Genomic DNA, 22,157 nt, shown 5'->3' on the forward strand with positions numbered 1-22,157 from the left:
GGTGCGCCGCCGCCGTCGGCGTCAGCCGCGGTGCCCTTCGTGGCGGTCCCGTCGACGGTCGTCACCGCGGCGCTCGCCCTTGTCCGCATCGCGTTTGTCCGCGTGTCGCTTGCCCGCGTCTGGCTTCGACGCGGCCGCAGGCTCCTTCTCGGGTGCCGCGGCCGAACGCCTGGGACCATCCGCTGCGGCCCTCGGCACCGACGGTGCCTGAGCCTCGCGTTCCGCGCGTCGGCTTTGCCGGTCCAGTTTGCGTTGGATGGCAACGTCTTTCGCCTGCGCCGCAACCGACCTCTCGCGGGCGGGCACGGCGACCTGCACCACGGCATCCATCGGCTGCCGAAGGTCGGTGGTAGCGAACGAGGGGGTCGGGGTCTCGGCGATGACGGGCGGGGTGACGAGGTCGGCGGGCGCCTCCTGCTGCGTCTCGGGCAGGGCGAGTGCCATCCGCGCCAAGGCGGGCGTCGAGTCACCTCGTGACGTCAACTCACGAATCACGTAGGCCGCTGGCTTCCACGTGCCGTCGGAGCGGACGACGCCGAAGGTGTCCTCGGGGTCGGTGCTCGCGGTGTTGCGATCCTGCAGAGTCCACACGAACGTCGGACCGGTGTAGTCGAGCGTCCGCCACGTCGTGAGCATGTCCTGGAGGTAGTCGGCTTGATTGGCCTCTCCGGCAACTGAACTCGGCTCGCCGTATTCGCTGGCCCAAATGAGCTTGTCGCCGTCGCCGTTGGCGACCATCAGGTCGTGTACGGCCGCCAGCTGGTTGATCGGCGAGTCGGGCAGATAACCGCCATCGGAGAACGGGGTCGTGTACTGATAGGGGTGGAACGACAGGGCGTCGAAGTACGGCTCTCCGCCTGCGCCGTAGATCCCGTCGACGAAGTCGATCGGGTTCATAGTGAAGTTGCCGTAGGTGACCACCGAGCCGACGACGCCGCCGATGACCGTGGCGTCTGGGTCGGCGGCCTTGATCTGCGGGTAGGCGGCCTTCAGCAGGTTCGTATAACCCGCCGGGTCGGGTTGCGGCGCGTAGAACAGGTACGCGTTGGGCTCGTTCCAAATCTCGTAGGCGCCAACCTTTCCCGCGTAGCGCTCGGCTACCGTGCCGGCGAACTGCCCGTAGGCGTCGGGCGACGCGGGAGCGCCGCTCAGGGCGGGTTGCCCCGGTTCGGTCGCCCAGAACGGGGTGGAGTTGATGACGCCGAGCACACCCATGCCGCGCGAGTCGGCGGCGTTGACCATGTAGTCGACGGTGCTCCAGTTGTAGTAGCCGGGATAGAACTCCACTCCGGCCCACGGAATCATCACCCGGACGTCTTCCACGCCCATCGCCTGCATTTGGTCGAGCTGGGCGTCGATCTGCGTCGGCGTCATGCCGTACAGGTCGGAGTCGGCGAATCCGATGGTGTCGCTGGATTCGTCGATCGCCGCGAGAGGGACGACGTTCGTCGCCATCGTGCGCACGGTCGGCACCGTCGTGGTGGCGCCGACTGCGGAGATGGCCAAGGTCGCCACCCCCGCGACGACGATTTTGTAAGCCGGTGAGTGGCAGCTCCTGTCAGCGCGTTGCCGCATGGCACATTTCCTTTCCTGAATACGTCTTCGCGGCTCGACGGTCTGCGTGGAACCGCGCTAGTTAAGTGATGCCCCGTTGCCATGTGACCCAACCCACAATTTTCTGCATAAATGCATCTGATCAGCGCGTTTACTCGAGGTGAAAGCGCCGAGCACAAACCCGCAGTCGACCCGGTTCGGTGACTTCAGCAAATTAATGGCCGGTGTGATTCGTAGCCCCGAAATCGCGCGTCATCGGGACATTTGATTTGCCGTCTGCCCGTCATAGTCGAATTGGGCACAAAGAATGAAGATCAAGGATGGCGTTTCACACGCGGCCACCGAAAACGTTTCAGTCGACGACCGTTCACCATCGAAGATCGCGGCCGGTGGCGGTCGCCGGACCAGATCGGGCAGCGATTCTTCGTTTGCCAGATTCAGCGCAGGCGTCAAATCGACGGTGGCCGACGTGTACCGATCGCCTCACCCCGAACGCCGGACGGCGCCCGTCCACCGCGCACCATCGAACGCGTGTTCTAATGGATTTGCCCGCAGCGCCCCGCCGAATGCGGGCGCCGTTCCGAAGGAGAGAGCCGCACCGATGACCGTAGACACCATGACAGCAGAAGCGCCGTCCACCGAGTTCGTCGCCCCCGTCGCGGCCGCCCGCGCACCCGGCACTGAGCCCACCACCGAGCCCACCCCCGAACCCGAAGTAGTCGCCGCGACCGAGGAAAAGCCCGTCAAGGCGCCGCGGAAGACGGCCGGCAAGAAGACCAAGACGCTCGAGTTGACCCTAACCGTCATCGGCACCGCCGACGGCGAATGGCGCGCAGAACTCAAGCAGGGCACCACCTTCCTGGCTCGCGACCTCGCGGTCGCCGCGGCCGCCGTCTCCCGGGCGGCGAAGGAACTGCACGACGACCTCTCCACGCCGATCGACGCGGTCATCGAAGAGGCCCGCTCCCAGCAGGCCGCCAAGGTGGCCGCCCTCGAAGCCGAACTGGAAGCCGCGCGAAGGACCCTCGCCGACCTGGACTGAGATTCGCCCGCATCGACGAGGTCGACATAGACACATATATAGCGTAACCGCTATAGTTGTGCACATGGCTGTTGTGATCACCACGCGGGAGGCCGCCCAACGACTGGGTGTACATGCCTCACGGGTGCGTGCACTCATTGCCGCGGGGAACTTGGCGGCCACACGCGCTGGCAACCAGTGGCTCGTGGATGCCGACAGCTTGGACCGACAAGCCGATCTCGTCGCCGCCGGTGCCACCGGACGACCCTTCGCTCCTCGCATAGCGTGGGCCGCCGCCGCCTTGTGCGACGACCTTGCCGACGGCATCTCCTCCGCCGAGCGGCATCGCCTGCGCAACCGCCTCGTACACGCCACGGCCAGCACAGTCGACACTTGCGCATTGGTTCGGCGATGGTTGTCGCGACGGGCACAGTCGTTGCACCGCTACCGAATTGGCGAACGCGACCTGGTCGAGCTCCTGGAAGCCCGTGGCGTCACACCCACGGGCATCAGCGCCGCCGACACTTACAACCTCGGACTGGCAACGGGCGGCGCCGCCGACGCCTACGTCAGCGAACACACCCGCCGCGAGCTCGAGAAGACGTACGTTCTCATCGACAGCGTCCGCGGCAATCTGACCCTGCGGGTTACCGATGCGGCGATAGCCGACTTGACGAAGGCACCGCGGCTCATCGCAGGCGTCGACCTCGCCGACGACACGGATGCACGCACCCACGCTGCGGGATGCCGGCTGATCTCGGAAGCGCTTCGCGGGATCCAGGGGACGTGACGCCCGGCCCGGGCAGCGCGGAGGCGTTGGCGGCCATCGCCGCGATCACCGGTCAGTCACTGTCGAGCGCGACCGAAATTTTCCGCACCGCTCGGGCGTCCCGACCCGACGAGGCCCCCGCCGACGCAGCTGGCGTCGAACGAGCAGTCGACCGGTTGTGCACCCGTGTCGGGCTTGCGCCCGCGCTGATGCACGATGACCGCGACCACCACATCCGAGCGCTTCGCGAACTGATCTCAGGCAACACTCCCGCGGTAACCCGTGGTGACCTGAGCACCTGGGAGGAACTGCTGCGCAGTACGCCGCAGAAGATTCCAACCGTGCTCCGGGAACCAGTCGAGTTGCCCGACATGCCCGAATACCAACACGCGATGTGGACGACGCTGTTGGACTTCGAGGAGACCGACCCGCCGCCATGGGTGCTGGTCGGCGGACAGATGACCGCGCTACAGCTCGTCGAGCGCGGGAGCCCGGCACATCGACCGACCGACGACGGGGACCTGGTAGTCGGAGTGTGGACGCGGCGCGACGCGCTGAGAGGGACCACGACGTACCTGACCGGCCGCGGATTCGCCGAACAATCGACCAGCGACGGGTTTGGCTACCGCTTCACCCGGGGCAGAACGACGATCGACGTCATGATTCCCGAAGGGTTCGATCGCCAACGGCGTTACCCGACAACGGGTTCAGGACGACGTGGCCTGCAGGCCGACGGTGGAAATCAAGCACTGACTCGAGCCGAGCCTGCCGATCCGCCTCGACGACCGGGTTGGCTACGTCCGCCGACCGACCCTCCTCGGGAGCTTGGTGGCCAAGGCCCGGGCGTGGACAGTCGACCTCCGCGACCCGGAACGCCACGCCCAGGACTTGATCGCGATGTCGGAAGTCGCACTGCGCGATCCACGCGCGGTGATCGGTCAGGCCCGTCCCGACGACCGCCGTGCAGTTCGTGCCGCCCTTCGAGCCCTGCCGGCCGACCATCGCCTCTGGCGTGCGGCCGAAGACCCTGCGGCCACTTACGCCCTACTCGAGCGGATGGCGCGCCCCCCCGACTAGCCCAGTCGCACCAGTGCGACGACTCCGTCACCCGCTTGCGCACTGATTCGATATCGGTCAATATCGACAAGTGTCGAATCCAGAAACCGGGGCCGCGGATGACTGCTGCGTCAGGCCACCGCTGCTGCGGGAGCCGCTGACCGAGCTCGCCGCGGTCGAGATGGCCAAGAAACTGAAGGCGCTCGCCGATCCGGTGCGGTTGCGGTTGTTCAGCGCCATCGCCAGCCACGCCGGCGGCGAGGCCTGCGTGTGCGACGTCTCCGTGGGCGTGGACGTGTCGCAGCCCACGGTGTCGCACCATCTCAAGGTGCTGCGCGACGCAGGTCTGCTGACCTCGCAACGCCGGGCGTCCTGGGTGTACTACGCCGTCGTTCCCAAAGCGCTGCAAGAGATCTCGGCCCTGCTTGATCTCGCCACGCCGGTGACCGCGTGACCTCGGCCTCGCCGGTGGCGGCGAAGCTGTCCACCCTGGACCGCTTGCTTCCGGTGTGGATCGGTGTCGCGATGGTCGCCGGCCTGCTGCTGGGCCGCTGGATACCCGGGTTGAACACCGTACTGGAAAGCGTTCAGCTGGAAGGCATTTCGCTGCCGATCGCCCTCGGCCTGCTGATCATGATGTACCCGGTGCTGGCCAAGGTTCGCTACGACCGCCTCGACACCGTCACCGGAGACCGCAAGCTGCTGCTCAGTTCACTGCTGTTGAACTGGGTGTTCGGCCCGGCGTTGATGTTCGCGCTGGCCTGGCTGATGCTCCCGGACCTGCCCGAGTACCGCACCGGACTGATCATCGTGGGCTTGGCCCGCTGCATCGCCATGGTCGTCATCTGGAACGACCTCGCCTGCGGTGACCGCGAAGCTGCCGCCGTGCTGGTCGCACTGAACTCGATCTTCCAGGTCGTGATGTTCGCCGTCCTGGGCTGGTTCTACCTGACGGTGCTACCCGGCTGGCTCGGGCTGGAGCAGACCACCATCAGCACCTCGCCGTGGCAGATCGCCAAGTCGGTACTCATCTTCCTCGGCATCCCCCTCCTTGCCGGATACCTGTCGCGCCGACTTGGTGAGAACGTCAAGGGCCGCGACTGGTACGAGTCCACGTTCCTGCCTCGCGTCGGGCCGTGGGCGCTCTATGGTCTGTTGTTCACCATCGTCATTCTCTTTGCGCTGCAGGGAGAACAGATCACCAGCCGACCGCTGGACGTGGTGCGGATCGCGCTCCCGCTGCTCGTCTACTTCGCTGTCATGTGGGGCGGCGGCTACCTTCTTGGCGCCGCGATCGGGCTGGGCTACCAACGCACCACCACCCTGGCATTCACCGCGGCCGGCAACAACTTCGAACTGGCGATCGCCGTTGCGATCGCCACTTACGGCGCCACCTCCGGCCAAGCCTTGGCCGGCGTCGTCGGCCCATTGATCGAGGTGCCCGTCCTCGTCGGCCTGGTGTACGTGTCACTGGCACTGCGCCGCCGTTTCGCCGACCAACACCAGGCCGCCTCGACGGGACAGGGGGCATCGTGACCACACCGTCCGTCTTGTTCGTCTGCGTGAAGAACGGCGGCAAGTCACAGATGGCCGCCGGACTGATGCGCCAACTGGCCGGCGACACCGTGGAAGTTCATTCAGCGGGCACCGCACCCGGCACGACCGTCAACGGTCTTTCCGCGCAAGCACTTCTGGAGGTTGGCGTGGACATCACCGCCGAGGTGCCAACGCCGGTGGACTACGCGCTGGCCCGCGAGGTCGACGTCGTGGTGACGTTGGGCCGGGAAGCCCGTCTCGATCCGCTGCCGGGAACCAGGGTCGAGAACTGGGACACCGACGAACCCTCCGAACGGGGCGTCGACGGCCTCGAACGTATGCGCCTGATCCGCGACGACATCGCCGCCCGCGTGCGACGCCTCCATTCGACGCTTACCGCTCCATGACTCGCGGCCGGGACGCCGCTGCCAGCAGCGCCCCAACGGCCGCGACCGCGCCGAGGACCACGAACATGGCGGCATACCCGCCGAGCAGGCTGGCCAGTGCGGCGCCGACGAACGGGCCGACGGCGGTGGCGATCATGACGGGAGCGTTGAGATATGCGCTGAGATGGCCGTAGTGGGTCGCACCCCACCGTTCGGTGACGGCCGTGGCTTGTAGCAGCGTCATGATGCCGCGCATCACTCCCGCCCCGATGGCCACCGCCACCAAAGCTACATAGGCAGCGAACATTCCGAGCAGCACCGTGGTGGCCGCGACCCCGGCCATGATGATCACCGTTCGGGTGACGGCGCCGACGCGCCGCACCAGAGTTTGATAGCCCAGCCGCCCGAGCACCTGGCCGGCGCCACCGAGCCCGAGTGCTACGGCCGCCGCGCCGGTGCTGATGCCGCGTTGGCCCATCAACGGCACCAGGTTCGCGATCACCGCGTACGACGCCAGCCCGGCGAGCGCGAACGCCGCGACCAGCGCCACGAATGCGCCGCTGCGCGCTGTGCGCGTGGGGGATTCGACGTGGTGCGTCACCACCGGCGGCCACGGGCGCCGAAGTCCGAAGAAGTGGGCGGGGATGGTGACCACCGCCATGATCAACGCCAACACCAAATATGTTCGGCGCCAGTCCATGTGCGCCGACAACGCCGCGGTGAGCGGCGCGAACACGGTGCTGGCGAAACCGGCGACAAGGGTCAACACCGTGAGCGCCCGCACCGCGTCGGCGCCGAAGAATCGGGTCAGCGCCGCGAAGGCGGGTGCGTAGAACACCGCGCTCATCGCCACCCCGCTGACGATCCACGCCGCGACGAACGCGCCGTAGTTCGGCGCAGCCACCACCGCGACCACCGACACGCAACCGAGTGCCGACCCGGCCGTCATGATCCAGCGCGGGCCGACGCGGTCCAACCACCGCCCCACCGGGATTCCCACCACCGCCGCGGTCACCAGGCCCGCCGAGAACGCCGCGGTGACCGCCGGCGCCGACCAGCCGGTGTCGGCACTGATCTGCTCGGACAGAACGGTGAACGCGTAGTACAGCACGCCCCAGCTGGTGATCTCGGTGACGCACAGCGTGGTCAGCACCCAGCGCAACCGGTGGGATGCGGGTGGCGCTTGCGCGGGTCCGGGCGTCATCCGCCAATCGTATTGAGTGTCAACGTCGGTGCCGAACCGCAGCACCCGGCCGAGCCATCCTCCTCGGGACCGTCGAACAGCCCTGCGCCGTTGCACACCCCGGTGTCGGGGAGGGTGAGTTCGACGCGTCGCGCGGCCTCGTGGTCACCGGCCAGTTCGGCGGCGATGCTACGGACCTGTTCATAGCCGGTCATCGCCAGGAAGGTCGGCGCACGCCCGTAGGACTTCATCCCCACGATGTAGAGATCCTGCTCCGGATGTGCGAGTTCGGTTGCGCCGTGCGGCAGTACGCTCCCGCAGGAGTGCGCGTTGGGGTCGATCGACGGGGCCAGCCGCACCGGCGCCTGCATGATCGGATCCAATTCGATGCGCATCTCGGACAGGAACGACAGGTCCGGCCGGAACCCGGTGAGGACGACGACGTGGTCGGCTGGCGGCAGCGCACGACCCTCATCGGCGACGACCACGGCCCGCCCATCCACCAGGTCGACGCGTTCGGTCCGGAATCCGGTGACGAGGGAGACCAGCCCCGACTCCACGGCGTCACGCGATCGCACCCCAAGGGCACCACGCTGGGGAAGTTCGTCGGCGGCACCGCCGCCGAAGGTTCCGTCGGTCACGCCGCGGCGCAGCACCCACGTCACCCTCGTCGACGGGGCCTCGCGCGCGACCTCGCCGAGCTGGATCACCGCGGTCATCGCCGAATGCCCGCTGCCGACGACCACGACGTGCTTGCCCGCGACTGTCGAAGTCAATTCCGGCGTCGGCGGAACGTAGCTCACCAGGCTGGCGGCGACGGCCTCCCGCTCCCCCAGGGCCGGAACACCGTCGGCTCCAGCCGGATTGGGCTGGCCCCAGGTACCCGAGGCGTCGACCACCGCACGTGCCCGAACCCGTACATTGGGCCCATCGGCGTTGCACGTGTGGACGACGAACGGAACGTCGGCGCGGCCGGGGCTGACCAGCCGATCGCGGCCCAGCCGGGTCACCGCATGCACTCGCGTGCCGTAGTGCACGTGCTCACCGAGGGCGGCCGCGGCCGGTGCGAGGTACTCGTCGACCCACTGGCGGCCGGTGGGAAAGCCCGCCATCGGGGCCACCCATCCGGTCGGTTCGAGCAGCCGGGCGGCGGCGGGGTCGACGAGCTCGGGCCAGGGCGAGAAGGTGCGCACGTGCGCCCATTGCTCGACTGCCGATCCCGGACCGTGCCCAACCTCCAGCACCAGCGGCACCAAGCCGCGCTCCAGCAGGTGGGCGGCAGCCGCCAGGCCCAACGGTCCGGCGCCGATCACCACGACGGGCAACTCCGACATGCCGCGCTCCTTCCATCGACGTTCTTCGATGGGTCCCATCGTCCGCAACGCATCGATAGTTGTCAATGCGTGTGGCACGATGGACGGCATGGCCGCTTCCGTGACGACAGCCGACCTGGCGGCCTGCTGCTCGCCCTTGACCGGCGGCATTTTGAAAACCGTTGCCGCCGAACGACTCGCATCGATGTTCAGGGCGCTCGCCGACCCGGCGCGGGTTAAGCTGGTGTCACTGATCGCGGCATCAGACGGCGGCGAAGCGTGCATCTGCGACCTCACCGAACCGCTTGGGCTGAGCCAACCCACGGTGTCCCACCACATGAAGATGCTCGTCGACGTCGGCCTCGTCAGCCGCGATCAGCGGGGCAAGTGGGCGTACTACCGCGTCAACGACGACGTCCTGGACACGCTAGCCGGAGCCCTGTCGCCGCAGAGTCGCTGACGCCGTCATTCCGCGTCGAGCTCGTCCAAGATCGGCGACAGGGCTTCCCAGTTTTGCCGGGTGGCCTCCGCGGCGCCCTCCGCATCGCCGTGACGGCAAAGTTCGATGATCCGCTTGTGCTGCGCTATCGACTGACGGCCCGAAAGCGAAGAGAAGCGCAAGAACTCGACTCGGCGAAGCACCGGGGTGACTTGTTCGAGGACGACCGGGATCACCTCGTTGAGGCTGGCGACGACGAAGATGTCGTGGAACGCGTCGTCGGCGCGCATCCCGGACTCGGCGTCCTTCGCGGAGACCGCACCGGCGAACTCCTTGTTCGCCCGCGTCAACGCGGCGTACTCGCCCTTGCCCATCAGCGGAACGGCGATCCGGACCGCAAGCGCGTGGAGGGACGCTGCGACGTCCTGTGCGTCGAGTACCGCCTTGCGCTCGATGGTCGAGACCACGGTCGACCGACCAGGCAACGTGTGAACCAGGCCGGCCGTCTCCAGCCGGGCAATCGCTTCCCGGATCGGAGTGCGACTGATTCCCAGCCACTTCTCCAGTTCGGGATCGCGCAACGTCTCCCCGGGTGCGAGGGTTCCGTTGACGATGGCATCCCTGATTGACACGTATGCCTGGTCTCGCAACAGCGACCGTCGATGTCTTCCGTGTTCAGCTGGCACCGGCATGCAAAATATCTTATGCCAGGTTCACCGTTCAGACGTGAAGCGCCCGCGGATCAAGTCGGCGGCCTTCTCGCCGATCATGATCGCTGCGGCATTGGTGTTGACGGGCACGATTCTGGGCATGACGGAGGCGTCGGCCACCCGTAGGCCCGTCAGTCCGTGCACGCGCAACTCCGGGTCCACCACCGCCTCGGACCCAGTTCCCATGGCGCAGCTGCCAACTGGGTGGTAGTACGTGCCGGTGTTGTGCGCCAGGAATGCGCGCAGCGCCTTCTCGTCGGTGGCATCGGGCCCCGGCAGCACCTCACGACCGCGCCATGGCCGGAACGGTTCACTGGTCGCGATCTCGCGTGCCACGGCCAGGCCGTGCATCATCCGTCGCACGTCGGACTCCGCACCAAGGTAATTCGGATCGATCAGCGGCGCAGTCGCCGGGTCTGGCCCCGCGAGGCGGATCGAACCCCTGGCGTCGGGCACCGTGGCGATGCCGAAGGTGACGCTGTTCACCGGCGTCACCAGGTGGGGCAGGTGGAACGGCACGTGAATGAACATCAGTTGCATGTCCGGACCGGTGAGCGAGTCGTCGCTGCGCCACAGCATCGACGTCTCGGCGAGGTTGGTCTGGCCGGCGGGCACCGGCTGCGCGGCTTCGTACACGACACCGCAAAGCGGGTGGTCGTGCAGATTGCGCCCCACCCCTGGAAGGTCGTGCACCACGGTGACGTCGGCGGCGCGCAGTTCTGCGGCCGGCCCCACCCCGGACAGGAGCAGCAACCGGGGCGAATCCACCGCACCCGCACTCAGCACGACCTCGGCATCCGCATGGGCGGTGACGAGTCGCCCACCTCGATCGAAATCGACTCCGACGCAGCGGTTCCCTTCAAACCGCAGCTGCCGCGCCCGGGACTCGGTGGAGATGGTCAGGTTTGGCCGATGACTCACCGGGTGCAGGTATGCCGCGGCGGTACTTTGCCGCGCACCCTGGGTGATCGTCAGGTCGTGCCACCCGGCGCCTTCGGCGGTGGCGCCGTTGAAGTCGTCGGTCAGCGGGTAGCCTGCCGCGACGGCACCGTCGAGGAACGCCTGGGACACGGGGTTGGCAACCTCGGACGAGGCGGGCGCGGGGTGCAGGGGCCCGTCGGTGCCGCGGTACTGCGGGTCACGGCCGTTGACCGTCTCCATGCGCCGGAAGTAGGGCAGCACCGACTCGTAGTCCCAGCCGGTGCAGCCGGCCTTGGCCCAGGCGTCGAAATCACTTGGATGGCCTCGCAGGAACACCATCGCGTTGATGCTGCCGCTGCCACCGAGCGTGTGCCCGCGTGGCCAGTTTCGGTTGCGGCCATCGGCATTCGTCTGCGGGACCGTGTCGTAGGCGTAGTCGACGTCGGTCCCCCACAAAGAGGGCCAGGCCGGCGGCGTGGCGATCTCGGGTCTGGTGTCGGCCGTCCCCGACTCGAGCAACAGCACCCGGACGGACGGATCCTCGGACAGTCGGGCGGCGATGACGCATCCGGCCGAGCCGGCGCCGATCACCACGTAGTCGTAACGGTCGGATGTACTGCTGGTAGTCGTCATGTCTTCCACACTTTCGTCACTCGTTGATTGGGGATTGCGTCGGCGAGGGTCGCGCCGACGTCAGTGGTTGGGGTTCCGTGGTTGCAGCACGAAGTCGTAACGCGCGAACAGCCAGGGGACCTTACATACGCCGCCGTCAGGCGTAGGCCCTGGCGCACGGCGCTCGAAGTCGACGATCAGTTGGCTCTTCACGCTGAACACCGCGTCGCTGTCCAGGAAATGGGCGCCCTTGGGAAACAGGTGGGTGACCAGTGGTTCACAGCCCGGCACGTCGATGAGGAAGTGGACGTGCGCCGGTCGGTAGTGGCTGATGTCGGTTTGCGAAATCAGTTCGCCGACTGGACCATCCATCGGAATGCTGTAGCCGACCGGTGCGATCGTCCGCACGCAGTAAGCTCCCGTCGACGTCGAGGTGTACTTCCCGCGCAAGCGCGCCTCGTCGACGTCCAGCTGGGCCTCGTAGGCACCTTCGGCGTCGGCCTGCCACACGTCGAGCACCGCGTCCGCCACCGGCGTGCCATCCACTCGACGGACGGTGCCGACGATGAAGAGCGGTGTCCCGGGCACCCCGTCGGACATGTCCGCACCGAACTCGAACGCGGGCGAGCCGTCGACGTGGAATGGGCCGAGCACCGTCGCCGGCGTGGCAGCCGGGTCGAAACGGTGGTTCACGTCGACGACGAGCATCGACAGACCCAGGACGTCCGAGGCAAGGATGAACTCTTCGCGCTTGTCGTCGCTGATCTGGCCCGTGCGGCTGAGCCACTTGACGGCGGTTGACCATTCCGATTCGGTGAGCCCGACCGTGCGCGCGAAGTCGTGTAGGTACCGAACCAGTGTCGGCATGATCTGGGCGACCCGAGGCTCGTGGGCGGTCGACCAACGTTCCGCGGCGACGTCGGTGATGTTTTGTTCGGTTATCTCCATGTGTCCGTTCCTTTCTCGGGTGGCACTCAGCGGAGCGTGGAGTCTGCGGCCTGGGTGATGAAGTCCGCGACGGCATCGGGTTGCGACACCGCCACCGCATGAGATGCCTTGATCTCGAGCGTGTGCGAGTTCGCCCGCTTCCCCATGAACCGCATGGACTCCGCCGGGATGGCGAGATCGTCGGTGGTGACCAAGTTCCACGACGGAATGGTCTTCCAGGCGGCCTTGGTGGCCGGTTCCTCCAATGCGGCTGCGGTGATAGGCCTTTGAGTAGCAGCCATCAACGCCGTGACGTCCTCCGGAACGTCCGCGGCGAACACCCTGCGGAATTGGTCCTGCTCGATGTAGAGGTCGCTGCCCTCCTTCCCGCCGGGCAGCGGGACGGGCAGCGCCTTCAGCGCGGGGCCGAGTTGGCCACCGGGGAACTTCGCCGCCAAGTCCCCTGTGCTCTCCCCCGCCTCCAGGATGAAGCTGGCGATGTAGACCAGAGCCTTGACGTTGGGCAGACCGTCGGCGGCTTGGCTCATCACCGACCCGCCGTAGGAGTGGCCGGCCAGCACGACCGGACCCTGCACGCCGTCGACCACGCTGCGCACGTGTCCCGCATCGCTGGCCAGGCCTCGCAGCGGATTGGCCACCGCGATCACCGGATATCCGTCAGCCTCCAGTGATCTGACGACTCCGTTCCAGCTCGACGAGTCGGCGAACGCCCCGTGGACCAGCACCACCGTCGGCTTGTCGCCCGACGCGGCCTCCTCCGTGGCTTGCGCCCCTGCGCATCCAACTGTCAGTGCCGCCACGGCAACACCGGCCGTCATCGCCGTCTTGAAGTTTCGAAACATCATCGATGCCCTCTCCGGGTCGAGGTGCGCCCATCGGGCGTCAATTGAACCTCGTCGCTGTCAACCAATATATTGCATGTTGCATTCCCGTCAAGGAATTGCTTGAGCGCCCCTCGCCGTTCGCAGTCCACGATCCCGGGTCAGGTCGGCCACATGAGAGCTCAATACTGTTCTTGTGCAGTCATTTTCGATTCATGAATTTCAGGGATGCACCAGCGACCGACCCGCGTCGGTCGGGTGACATCTGGGTCAGCGCGAATAAGAACGGCTCCGCGCACGTTTCACGCCGTGCAACAACCCGTCGAAACACATCGAGGACGATCGTGAACGAGCATGCACACCAGATGACCCCCAACACCGGCGTCGACCGCCCCGTGACTGCGGTACAACGAACGTCGTGGCGCGCGCAATTGGCAGCGCGACTCTTCGCGGACTACCTCGACCGACAGCTGGCAGTGGGGTTCGTCGGACCGACCGGTAGCGCACTGGCCGTCCGCGCCGCTCGCCTCGAGTCCGATGACGAGCGCTACTCGGTCGCCCGTGCACTTCGCCGCGCCGTCGTCGAATCCCGTCGAGGCCGCCCCCTTGGAACTCCTACGGTGCCCGTCAACCGCGACAACGTCGCGGCGGCGCAAGACGTGATCGACCGCATCACCCTGCGACTGCATTCGCCGCGGCGCGTGAGCGCTCGCGGGATGGCACGCCTGCAACGAGTGCTCTCCGACGGATGCGGGCCGCTCTATGCCCGCGGCGGCGGCAATCTCGACGACCGTCTCCGCGCGGCATTCGCCGCGCTGTAGATGCAGCCGTTGACCCTCCCGTAGGGGCAGACTGCACGCTCTTCGTCAGCGTCGTCCGAGCGTCCGCCGACGGACGACGACTGAGTTCTCTGCAACCAAAGGAATGTGCATGAACGAGCGTTTTGGCGCCTACGGGGCATGGCTGCACCCGGGCTTGGGACGGTCACGGATCGCATACGCCGCCGAACTCGAAGACCTCGGTTTTCGCACGGTGTGGGTCGGCATCGGAGCCGAACCGGTCGGCGACATGCGCCTCCTGCAGGAGATGCTCGCCGCGACCCGCACCGCGGTGATCGCGACCGCCATCGTGAACATGTGGAACGACGACGCAGACAGCCTTGCTCGCCACTACCACCGCATCGTCGACCGACACGGTCCCCGCCTGTTGCTGGGCGTCGGGCTGGGACACCCCGAGAAGCGACCTTCTTACCAAGCACCACTGCAGCGGATGACCGACTACGTCGACGTGCTCCTGCACGAGCGGGTCCCCGCCGACGCCGTGGTGATCGGCGCGCTCGGCACACGGACACTCGACCTCGCCGGACGCCGCACCCTTGGCGCCCACCCGTATCTCACCGTGCCGGCACACACAAAACACGCACGAAACATCCTGGGGGCCCAGGCATTCCTCGCACCGGAGCAGAAGGTGGTCATGACCGACGACGCCGAGCAGGCGCGCAGCATCGGCCGTCCGGCGGTGCAACACCCCTATCTAGGCCTGCGGAACTACACCGACAACTTGCAGCGCCACGGGTTCACCAAGGACGACGTGTCCGGTGCCGGCAGTGACCGCCTCATCGATGCCCTCGTCGTCCACGGCTCCCCAGAAGCGATCTACCGGCGCCTCGACGAACACGTGACCGCCGGTGCGGACCACGTTGGGATCCACGTCCTGACCGGTGAGCACGACGCCACTCCCATGCCCGCATTTCGTGCCCTCGCCACCCACCGACCTCCGTCTAAACGGGCTGGCTAAGCCACCGTCTGCCCGACCTCGTCGAGCGAAGTGTCCCGCGTCTCGCGCATCACCAGCAGCGCAATGCCGGTGAGCGCAGCTGCCGAGAGCAGGTACACCCCCACCCATGCCACCCCGTAGGTGGTCGCCAGCCACGTCGCGACGAAGGGAGCGATCGCGGCGCCGAGAATGCTCGCGGCGTTGTAGGCGACGCCGGATCCGGTGTATCGGACGTTCGTCGGGAACAGTTCTGGCAGAACGGCACTCATCGGTCCGAACGTCAGTCCCATCAACGTCATGCCGATGATCAGGAACACCAGCGTGGACGTCGTCGTCGCCGAGCCGGGGCTCAGCAGTAGTCCGAAGGTCGTGCCGAAGATCATGATCCCGACGGTGATCACCAACAGTGTCACCCTGCGGCCGAATCGGTCGGCCAGCAGGCCGGTGACGGGCAGCATCGCGGCGAAGAACAGCACCGAGATCAACTGCAGCTGGAGGAATTCGAGGTACGGGATGCCCAGCCCACCGCCATGGGCGGCCTTCTTGCCCGTGCCGAAACTCAGCGCCCAAGTGGTGACGACGTAGAACAAGGTGTAGGTGGCCAGCATGACGAAGGTGCCGATGATCAACTGGCGCCAGTGCTTTCGGAAGACCTCGGCCACCGGTGCGCGAAGCCTCTCGCCACGTTCGACGGCACGGGAGAACACCGGGGTTTCCGTCAGCCGCAGCCGGACGTACAACCCAATGGCCACCATCACCGCAGAGAGCAGGAAGGGGATTCGCCAACCCCAGGTGAGGAACGCACCGTCGAGATCGGGATTGGCGGTGTCGAACCCGAGCCACAGCACCAGGATGAGGAACACGCCGTTGGCGAGCAGGAAGCCGAACGGGGCGCCGAGCTGCGGCCACATCGCCGCCCAGGCTCTCTTGCCGGGTTTCGCCGTCTCGGTCGCGAGCAGCGCCGCGCCGCTCCACTCCCCACCGAGCGCCAGGCCCTGGCTGAAGCGCATCACCGCGAGCAGCGCGGGAGCGAGCAGACCGACCTGGTGGTAGGTCGGCAAGACACCGATGAGGAACGTCGCGATGCCCATGACGAGCAACGACGCCACCAGCGTGGTCTTGCGACCGATCCGATCACCGAAGTGTCCGAACAGAATCGACCCGAGCGGACGGGCGACGAACGCCAAGCCGAAGGTCGCCAGCGACGCCAGCAGTGCGGTCGTCGGATCGCCCTTGGGGAAGAACAGGTGCGGGAAGACGGTGACGGCCGCGGTGGCGTAGGCGTAGAAGTCGTAGAACTCGATGGTGGTGCCGACCATCGACGCGACGACGATGCGCCCCCGGGGCACACCTGCGACGAGGTTGGGTTCGGGAGTGTTCATCGCTGGACATCCTTGCACTGGCGGTCGCGTGGTGGATCGTCAGGCCGAGCGTTGCGTCGAGTGCGAATGACCACCTCCACGGACGGCGGTCGCGACGTTCACAGCGAACCGGCGACGACATTCCCCTCGAAGAGCACGGCGTCGACCTTGATCTCGCCGAGCGAACCGGCCGGGACGTCGAAGAGGTCGTGACTCAGCACCGTCACGTTGGCGACCTTGCCGACCGTCAAGGAGCCCATCCGATCCGACAACCGCATCTGCCTCGCTCCGTTGATCGTGTAGCCGTCCAGCAGGAGCTCACGCGACAGTGCGGCATCCGCCGTGGGCCGCACGCTGCCCGGATACACCGCGGGGTCGAGGGGATACTCGGGGTCGATCCTCGTCGCGGCAACCTGCATGCCCAGCAGCGGATTGCCCCTGTGCAGCTCGTAGGCGGTCACGACGTCACTCGAGAATGCGACATTGGCGCCACCGCGGGCCATTTCGTTGAAGCGGTACATGCGGTTCCACCGCTCGTCACCAAGATGCTTCTTCGCGCCCTCCCCGAAGTATCCCCCGGCCCAGTGCGCCGTCCAGTTCACCATGATCCCGAGTTCGCCGGGACGGTGCATGTCACCGGGATCGACGAGTTCACAGTGCGCCAACGTCACCTGAACAGTCCATCGGGCACCGTCGGCGAGGAGCGTCGCGCGGGCCGCCTCCACCGCGTCACAAGCCACCCGAAAGGCTCGGTCACCGACCAGGTGGATGTGGACGTCCACACCCTCGCGGTTGCACAGCAGGAAACAGCTGGTGAGTTCGTCGACGTCCAGACCAATGTCCCCGTGGTGAGTTTCCGACGCGTGGCTGCAGGTCGGCGCCAGGACGGCGCTGTTACCGCTTTCGTTGGTGCCGTCGAGGAACAGTTTGAGCGTGTTCATGCCGACACGGGCGCTCGAATACTCCGCGTGGTAGCGCTTCAGCCGCCGAATCGTGTCGGGAAGATCCTCCAACCCACGAAAGCGCAGCGCGCCTTCGTAATACACGTTGAGCTCATTGCGCCGATCCAGCTCGACGACCGCCTTCAGGATCTCGTCGTCTTCGACCAGCGCTTCGAACACGGCCGTCACCCCGTGCTCGGTCATGAACCGGAAGAACCTGCCGACCCGCTCTGCCGTGAGCTCCTGTGGCGGCGTCCACCCGATCTTCTCGTAGAGCCCGTCCATGAAGTGCAGGTGTACGAGTTCGCGCAGAAGGCCCGTGGGATCACCGTTCTCGTCGCGGACGAACATCTCGAGTCCCGGTACGGGATCCGGTGTGTCCCTGGTGATCTCCATCAGTTCGAGCATCCTGCTGTTGACCCAGTGCTCGTGCTCGCTGAAGTCCTGACAGAGGCACGGCCGGTCCGAGACCGCGGTGTCCAGCAGTTCCTTGGTGGGCGCACCGTCACGGAAGGTGGCACTGGGGTAGTACTCGAAGTACAGGAACGGCACCTCCTCCGGCGGATGCGCCTCGGCGTACTCGCGGATGAAGCGCAGGATTTCGTCGACGTCGGTGGTCCACGGCAGGCGCACGTGCCAGAAACTCTGCGAGACCATACTCGGGTGGGTGTGCGAGTCCACGAACCCGGGCACGGCACACCGGCCGCCGAGATCGTAGACGGGCAAACGTCTTTCGTCGACCCACGAGTCTGCGTCACCGACGTAGGTGATCAACCCGTCTTCGATCACCACGGTGTCGGCCACCGGCGTGTCGTGGTCGGCGGTGTACACCTTCGCGTTGGTCAGCACCATTCCCATGAATGGAACCTATGGGTCCGCCCGTGTGGCGCGACATGACGATCATGCTGAGTCCGCAGGACGATTCGGCTGTGATGCGGCTTGGCACTCCCCCCGACGGCTCCATCCTCTCTACATTTGCCGAATGACTGACCTCAAGCGCGTGCTGAACCTGCGCAACTTGGTGGTGTTCGGCCTGGCCTACCTGGCGCCGACGGTGGTGTTCAACTACTACGGCGTCGTCACCACCCTCACGGGCGGCATGATGACGCTGGCCTACATCGCCACCACCGTGGCCATGTTCTTCACCGCCTACAGCTACGCGCAGATGGTGCGGGCATTCCCGGTTGCCGGTTCGGCCTACACCTATGTGCGCAAGGCCGTGCACCCGCACCTCGGCTTCCTCACCGGCTGGGTGATGCTGCTCGACTACATGCTGCTGCCGATGGTGTGTTATCTGCTCATCGGCATCTACATGAACGAGTTCGTCACCGCCGTACCGGTCTGGGTGTGGGTGGTGCTGGCCACGAGCATCGGAGCCGTCACCAACATCGTCGGCGTCAAATTGGCCGCCGGGGTGAACACCGTGATCGTCGCCGCGCAGATCCTGTTCGCCCTGGTCCTCATCGGTATCGTCGTCGCGTTCGTCCTGCAGGGCAACGGCAGTGGCACGCTGGTCGATTCCGCCGCGCTCTTCAATCCGGACACCTTCAACGGCCCCGACGTGTTGTGGGCTGCGTCCATCCTGGCCGCGTCCTTCCTCGGATTCGACGCGGTGTCGACGATGGCCGAGGAAACCGTCGACCCGGCTCGCACGATGCCAAGAGCGGTGTTGATCGTCCCGATCGCCGCCGGCATCGGCTTCTCCGTCATCTCCTACTTCCTGCAGATCGCGTGGCCGGGCGCCGCCACCGAGCTCGAAGATCCCGACGCCGGCATCTTCGAGTTGCTCGTCCGCGTTGGTGGAGACACCCTGTCGACGGCGTTCCTGATCACCGACAACTTGGCGAGCATGATCTGCGCCATCGCCGGCCTGGCCGCGGCGTCTCGCATCCTCTTCGGCATGGGCCGAGACGGCGTGCTGCCCCGGCGCTTCTTCGGAACGCTCAACGAACGCCTTCAAACACCGGTCAACAACATCCTGCTGATGTCGGCCATCGCCCTAACCGCAGTGTTCTACGCCGACAACCTGATTGGCGCAGCCGCACTGGTGGCGTTCGGAGCGCTCAGTGGCTTCATCATGGTCAACTACGCAGTCATCAGTCACTTCGTCATCCGCGGACGCCGGCGCACCGGCACTGACCTCCTGCGGTACCTGCTGCTTCCCGGCATCGGGATGGCAGTCTGCGCGACACTGCTCTACAACGTCGACGTTCACGCCAAGATCCTCGGGCTCGTCTGGCTCGCCGCCGGTGTCGTCTACCTCGGCGTCACCACCAAGGGCTTCCGCAGTCCACCCAAGGACATCGACATGTCCGAGGACGACGGCGGCGCCGTCGACGAATCGCGTCAACCAGCGGTGACCTGACACGCGGGACTACCGTGGTCGGGTGCTCGACGTACCCATCGGCTTCGCGCCCGGAACCCGGGTCAGCGCAGCAGTCGTCGCCATCGGACACACCAACCTCCACGCCCACCCGAACGCGCTCGAGATCGTCTACGTCCTGCGCGGCAGCCTGAAGACCCGGGTCAGCAGTGAGACCTTCGACCTCGACGCCGGTGACTACGCCGTCCTGAATCGGGCCGACCCCCACGTCCACGTCGGGTCACCGGACAACGCGACCGCGGTGCTGCACGTCGACCTCGAGGCATTTCGGGACGTCGACCCCTTCGTCGCCAACATGATGTTCGCCTGCGAGTCCTTCGACCTGCCGAGGTACCGACGACAGGAAGCGCTGCTGAGAGGCCTGCTGCTCGACACGATCGAGGCCGCCGATTACCCGGACGCGGACAAGTCGGCCGCAGACCTGGTCCAGGCGCTGTGCGCCGGGTACTCCCTCGCCGACTACTACCAGCGGGACCGGCCGCTCACCTCCGCTGCGCGTCAACGATTCCTGAGCATCATGGCCTACGTCCAGACCCACCTCGACAGCCGGGATCTGCTCGACGAAGTGGCGCGAGAACACCACTACTCCAAGTCCTACGTATCGCACTTCGTGAAGGACACCGCCGCAATTGGTTTCACCAACGCCGTGAACGCCGCCCGTGTCATGCTCGCCGAGAGGCTGCTGCTCACAACCGAATACACGATGCGTGACATATCGGCGCGGTGCGGATTCTCCGACGTCAAGTACTTCACCCGCTGTTTCGCCGACTGGTTCACACAGACTCCTGCCGACTATCGTGCCGCCAATCGTCCAGCCGTCCACCGTGACGACGAGATCGCCCCGGTCTCGGCCGAGGTCACCTCGAGCCTCATCCGCGAACATCGGCGTCGAGTGGCGTCTCCTACGGACACGCCCCGGTTGTCCCTCACCCCCCTCCTGGTCAAGAACGTCGGTTCACGAGCCGACCTCTTCGAGAAGGTCCTCAAGTTCCAGACCGACCGCCGCTACGCCTCTGAAACGCCCACGGTGGACGTCCGCCGTCGTCCACATCTCCTCCCCATGCGAATCGGGCGCACCGAACTGGAGGAGGGGGTCATCGGCAGACGTCTGGCGTCCTTCTCCGACGCGGGAGTGACGCCGTGCATCGTCGTCGAGTACGTCGGAAGGGATGCGACTGCCGCGCTCCTGGATGCACTGGTTCGACAGCTGCGCGATCTGAACCTGGACGCTTTTCCGATGTGGCTGGTCTACAGCGGGGTACACGCCAGACAGACGGTCGACGACTTGGTCGACGACGCCCACATCCGACACGGGCTGGACATCCAACCGGTGCTGATGGGGTGAACCCCGTCCGTGACCTGCTGAGACCTTGGTGGGCGCGGAGGGGATCGAACCCACGACCGCTGGTGTGTAAAACCAGAGCTCTACCACTGAGCTACACGCCCGTGCTCGGACAAGCTACACGGCCGAGCGCCACGACGGGAAATCCCGTCAGCCGCCTCGTACCGCCGCCAAGGCTTCGGCCCAGACGGAGTGGTCGCGCGTCTCCCCCGGCCCCACCATCGCGGCGTACCGGACGATGCCTGCCCGGTCGACGGCGAAGGTGCCCCGGTTCGCGAATCCGGCGTCGTCGTTGAACACCCCGTAGGCCTGGGCGACCTGCCCGTGCGGCCAGAAGTCCGACAGCAACGGGAACGTGAAGCCGCTCTGCTTCGCCCACACCTTGTGGGTGGGCGGCGGCCCCACCGAAACCGCGAGGGCCTGGGTGCCGTCATGGTCGGCCAGGTGGGTCTGGATGTCGTCGAGCTCGCGCTGGCAGATGCCGGTGAAGGCAAGCGGAAAGAACACCAGGAGCACGTCCGTGACGTCACGGTGCTGCCGCAACGTCACGGGTCGACCGTCCTGGTCCTTCAGCGTGAAGTCAGGCGCCTGGGCGCCCACGTCCAGCACGGTCGTCAGCGCCGCCCCGTGGGACCCGACTTCGGCTGGACCAGCCTGCTGGCGATCCAGTCTCCGAGGTTGGCCGACGAGGTCTGCATGAGACCGGCCGTCGGCGCGGATTCGGCGATGTCGGACGGCTTGACGTGTCCTGGGTGTCCGGTCTTGGGCGTCACCACCCACACCACGCCGTCTTCGGCGAGGGGCGTGATGGCGTCCATCAGTCGGTCGACGAGATCGCCGTCGTCGTTGCGCCACCACAGCAGCACCACGTCGATGACGTCTTCGGCGTCCTCATCCAGCAGTTCGGCACCAGATGCGTCTTCGATGTCGAACCGGATGTCGTCGTCGGTGTCCTCGTCCCAACCAAGCTCTTGGACGAGTTGATTCTTCTCGATGCCCAGCTTTCGGGCGTAGTTCGGCGAGTCCGCCGCAACCACCTGTTCCTCCTTCAGCCAGCGTGTCATCTTTTCCTATCGTCGCACGCC

20 protein-coding genes, 1 tRNA gene and 1 pseudogene are annotated in these 22,157 nt (G+C 66.4%); 10 read left to right on the forward strand and 12 right to left on the reverse strand.

Annotated elements, in window-relative coordinates; translation table 11 throughout:
- Window positions 1-21 precede the first annotated feature (21 nt).
- Entirely contained in the window at window positions 22-1,506 is a 1,485-nt protein-coding gene (locus tag ASD37_RS17760) for a cellulase family glycosylhydrolase (RefSeq protein ID WP_162253279.1), read from the reverse strand.
- Between the two features lie 649 nt (window positions 1,507-2,155).
- Here ASD37_RS17760 and ASD37_RS17765 point away from each other — a divergent pair.
- The 5 genes and pseudogenes from ASD37_RS17765 to arsB all read left to right on the forward strand — a co-directional run bounded on the left by ASD37_RS17765 (window position 2,156) and on the right by arsB (window position 6,343).
- The gene (locus ASD37_RS17765; RefSeq protein WP_056554058.1) at window positions 2,156-2,596 is read left to right on the forward strand and encodes a DUF6319 family protein; all 441 of its coding nucleotides are present in this window, start codon (window positions 2,156-2,158) and stop codon (window positions 2,594-2,596) included.
- Window positions 2,597-2,660: 64 nt separating this feature from the next.
- Window positions 2,661-3,365 carry an excisionase family DNA-binding protein gene (locus ASD37_RS17770; protein WP_156720951.1) on the forward strand — a complete coding sequence of 235 codons (705 nt, stop codon included), beginning with the start codon at window positions 2,661-2,663 and terminating at the stop codon, window positions 3,363-3,365.
- 807 nt (window positions 3,366-4,172) lie between these two features.
- Entirely contained in the window at window positions 4,173-4,421 is a 249-nt protein-coding gene (locus ASD37_RS17780; RefSeq protein ID WP_056554067.1) for a hypothetical protein, read from the forward strand.
- Window positions 4,422-4,581: 160 nt separating this feature from the next.
- On the forward strand, window positions 4,582-4,854 hold the full coding sequence (locus tag ASD37_RS17785) for a metalloregulator ArsR/SmtB family transcription factor (protein WP_082570278.1): 273 nt from the start codon (window positions 4,582-4,584) through the stop codon (window positions 4,852-4,854).
- A pseudogene (arsB, locus tag ASD37_RS17790) lies at window positions 4,851-6,343 on the forward strand (ACR3 family arsenite efflux transporter). The gene ASD37_RS17785 and the pseudogene arsB overlap by 4 nt, the downstream one beginning before the upstream one ends.
- Here arsB and ASD37_RS17800 read toward each other — a convergent pair.
- Together ASD37_RS17800 and ASD37_RS17805 are read right to left on the reverse strand one after the other, a co-directional pair.
- Window positions 6,330-7,526, reverse strand: coding sequence for an MFS transporter (locus ASD37_RS17800; RefSeq protein WP_056555358.1), 1,197 nt, complete (start codon window positions 7,524-7,526; stop codon window positions 6,330-6,332). The pseudogene arsB and the gene ASD37_RS17800 overlap by 14 nt on opposite strands.
- Window positions 7,523-8,839: an NAD(P)-binding domain-containing protein gene (locus ASD37_RS17805; RefSeq protein WP_056555361.1), complete on the reverse strand. Its 1,317-nt coding sequence runs from the start codon at window positions 8,837-8,839 to the stop codon at window positions 7,523-7,525. Before ASD37_RS17805 ends, ASD37_RS17800 begins: the two co-directional genes overlap by 4 nt.
- A 79-nt stretch (window positions 8,840-8,918) precedes the next feature.
- On the opposite strand from ASD37_RS17805, the gene ASD37_RS17810 reads away from it, so the two are divergent.
- The gene (locus ASD37_RS17810) at window positions 8,919-9,278 is read left to right on the forward strand and encodes a helix-turn-helix transcriptional regulator (protein ID WP_056554079.1); all 360 of its coding nucleotides are present in this window, start codon (window positions 8,919-8,921) and stop codon (window positions 9,276-9,278) included.
- A gap of 5 nt (window positions 9,279-9,283) precedes the next feature.
- On the opposite strand, the gene ASD37_RS17815 is transcribed toward ASD37_RS17810, so the two are convergent.
- Genes ASD37_RS17815 through ASD37_RS17830 form a run of 4 tightly spaced genes read right to left on the reverse strand, consistent with a single transcriptional unit; the run spans window position 9,284 to window position 13,293 of the window.
- A complete protein-coding gene (locus ASD37_RS17815; RefSeq protein ID WP_056554081.1) occupies window positions 9,284-9,949 on the reverse strand; it encodes a GntR family transcriptional regulator in 666 nt (221 codons plus the stop codon).
- Between the two features lie 21 nt (window positions 9,950-9,970).
- The gene (locus tag ASD37_RS17820; RefSeq protein ID WP_056555364.1) at window positions 9,971-11,521 is read right to left on the reverse strand and encodes a GMC family oxidoreductase; all 1,551 of its coding nucleotides are present in this window, start codon (window positions 11,519-11,521) and stop codon (window positions 9,971-9,973) included.
- A 60-nt stretch (window positions 11,522-11,581) separates the two neighbouring features.
- Window positions 11,582-12,448 (reverse strand): dioxygenase, encoded by an 867-nt coding sequence (locus tag ASD37_RS17825; protein WP_056554084.1) that lies wholly within the window; start codon window positions 12,446-12,448, stop codon window positions 11,582-11,584.
- 26 nt (window positions 12,449-12,474) lie between these two features.
- Window positions 12,475-13,293, reverse strand: a complete 819-nt coding sequence (locus ASD37_RS17830; RefSeq protein ID WP_156720953.1) for an alpha/beta fold hydrolase — start codon at window positions 13,291-13,293, stop codon at window positions 12,475-12,477.
- A gap of 320 nt (window positions 13,294-13,613) precedes the next feature.
- On the opposite strand from ASD37_RS17830, the gene ASD37_RS17835 reads away from it, so the two are divergent.
- A complete protein-coding gene (locus ASD37_RS17835) occupies window positions 13,614-14,090 on the forward strand; it encodes a hypothetical protein (RefSeq protein WP_235568454.1) in 477 nt (158 codons plus the stop codon).
- 109 nt (window positions 14,091-14,199) lie between these two features.
- Window positions 14,200-15,066, forward strand: coding sequence for a TIGR03620 family F420-dependent LLM class oxidoreductase (locus ASD37_RS17840; RefSeq protein ID WP_056555373.1), 867 nt, complete (start codon window positions 14,200-14,202; stop codon window positions 15,064-15,066).
- Here the strand turns inward: ASD37_RS17840 and ASD37_RS17845 are convergent.
- Both ASD37_RS17845 and ASD37_RS17850 read right to left on the reverse strand, forming a co-directional pair.
- Entirely contained in the window at window positions 15,063-16,427 is a 1,365-nt protein-coding gene (locus tag ASD37_RS17845) for an MFS transporter (protein ID WP_056554087.1), read from the reverse strand. The genes ASD37_RS17840 and ASD37_RS17845 overlap by 4 nt on opposite strands.
- A 98-nt stretch (window positions 16,428-16,525) precedes the next feature.
- Window positions 16,526-18,205: an amidohydrolase gene (locus tag ASD37_RS17850; RefSeq protein ID WP_056554090.1), complete on the reverse strand. Its 1,680-nt coding sequence runs from the start codon at window positions 18,203-18,205 to the stop codon at window positions 16,526-16,528.
- Between the two features lie 124 nt (window positions 18,206-18,329).
- On the opposite strand from ASD37_RS17850, the gene ASD37_RS17855 reads away from it, so the two are divergent.
- A complete protein-coding gene (locus ASD37_RS17855) occupies window positions 18,330-19,712 on the forward strand; it encodes an APC family permease (RefSeq protein ID WP_056554093.1) in 1,383 nt (460 codons plus the stop codon).
- 22 nt (window positions 19,713-19,734) lie between these two features.
- On the forward strand, window positions 19,735-21,075 hold the full coding sequence (locus ASD37_RS17860) for a helix-turn-helix domain-containing protein (RefSeq protein WP_056554095.1): 1,341 nt from the start codon (window positions 19,735-19,737) through the stop codon (window positions 21,073-21,075).
- Window positions 21,076-21,101: 26 nt separating this feature from the next.
- Here the strand turns inward: ASD37_RS17860 and ASD37_RS17865 are convergent.
- From ASD37_RS17865 to ASD37_RS17875, 3 genes are all read right to left on the reverse strand, one after another.
- Window positions 21,102-21,176: transfer RNA gene (locus tag ASD37_RS17865), tRNA-Val, on the reverse strand.
- A 46-nt stretch (window positions 21,177-21,222) separates the two neighbouring features.
- A complete protein-coding gene (locus tag ASD37_RS17870) occupies window positions 21,223-21,681 on the reverse strand; it encodes a peroxiredoxin (RefSeq protein ID WP_056554098.1) in 459 nt (152 codons plus the stop codon).
- Window positions 21,682-21,686: 5 nt separating this feature from the next.
- Entirely contained in the window at window positions 21,687-22,136 is a 450-nt protein-coding gene (locus ASD37_RS17875; RefSeq protein ID WP_056554101.1) for a DUF3052 domain-containing protein, read from the reverse strand.
- Between the last annotated feature and the right edge of the window lie 21 nt (window positions 22,137-22,157).

This window comes from Mycobacterium sp. Root135, assembly GCF_001426545.1.
GTDB lineage: Bacteria > Actinomycetota > Actinomycetes > Mycobacteriales > Mycobacteriaceae > Mycobacterium.

Excerpts from the sequence above, each read along its gene's own strand:
- ASD37_RS17845 (WP_056554087.1), bottom strand. The coding sequence starts at position 16,427 with ATGAACACTCCCGAACCCAACCTCGTCGCAGGTGTGCCCCGGGGGCGC.
- ASD37_RS17875 (WP_056554101.1), bottom strand. The coding sequence starts at position 22,136 with ATGACACGCTGGCTGAAGGAGGAACAGGTGGTTGCGGCGGACTCGCCG.
- ASD37_RS17820 (WP_056555364.1), bottom strand. The coding sequence starts at position 11,521 with ATGACGACTACCAGCAGTACATCCGACCGTTACGACTACGTGGTGATC.
- ASD37_RS17805 (WP_056555361.1), bottom strand. The coding sequence starts at position 8,839 with ATGTCGGAGTTGCCCGTCGTGGTGATCGGCGCCGGACCGTTGGGCCTG.
- ASD37_RS17815 (WP_056554081.1), bottom strand. The coding sequence starts at position 9,949 with ATGCCGGTGCCAGCTGAACACGGAAGACATCGACGGTCGCTGTTGCGA.
- ASD37_RS17800 (WP_056555358.1), bottom strand. The coding sequence starts at position 7,526 with ATGACGCCCGGACCCGCGCAAGCGCCACCCGCATCCCACCGGTTGCGC.
- ASD37_RS17810 (WP_056554079.1), top strand. The coding sequence starts at position 8,919 with ATGGACGGCATGGCCGCTTCCGTGACGACAGCCGACCTGGCGGCCTGC.
- ASD37_RS17830 (WP_156720953.1), bottom strand. The coding sequence starts at position 13,293 with ATGATGTTTCGAAACTTCAAGACGGCGATGACGGCCGGTGTTGCCGTG.
- ASD37_RS17825 (WP_056554084.1), bottom strand. The coding sequence starts at position 12,448 with ATGGAGATAACCGAACAAAACATCACCGACGTCGCCGCGGAACGTTGG.
- ASD37_RS17765 (WP_056554058.1), top strand. The coding sequence starts at position 2,156 with ATGACCGTAGACACCATGACAGCAGAAGCGCCGTCCACCGAGTTCGTC.
- ASD37_RS17840 (WP_056555373.1), top strand. The coding sequence starts at position 14,200 with ATGAACGAGCGTTTTGGCGCCTACGGGGCATGGCTGCACCCGGGCTTG.
- ASD37_RS17785 (WP_082570278.1), top strand. The coding sequence starts at position 4,582 with ATGGCCAAGAAACTGAAGGCGCTCGCCGATCCGGTGCGGTTGCGGTTG.
- ASD37_RS17855 (WP_056554093.1), top strand. The coding sequence starts at position 18,330 with ATGACTGACCTCAAGCGCGTGCTGAACCTGCGCAACTTGGTGGTGTTC.
- ASD37_RS17770 (WP_156720951.1), top strand. The coding sequence starts at position 2,661 with ATGGCTGTTGTGATCACCACGCGGGAGGCCGCCCAACGACTGGGTGTA.
- ASD37_RS17850 (WP_056554090.1), bottom strand. The coding sequence starts at position 18,205 with ATGGGAATGGTGCTGACCAACGCGAAGGTGTACACCGCCGACCACGAC.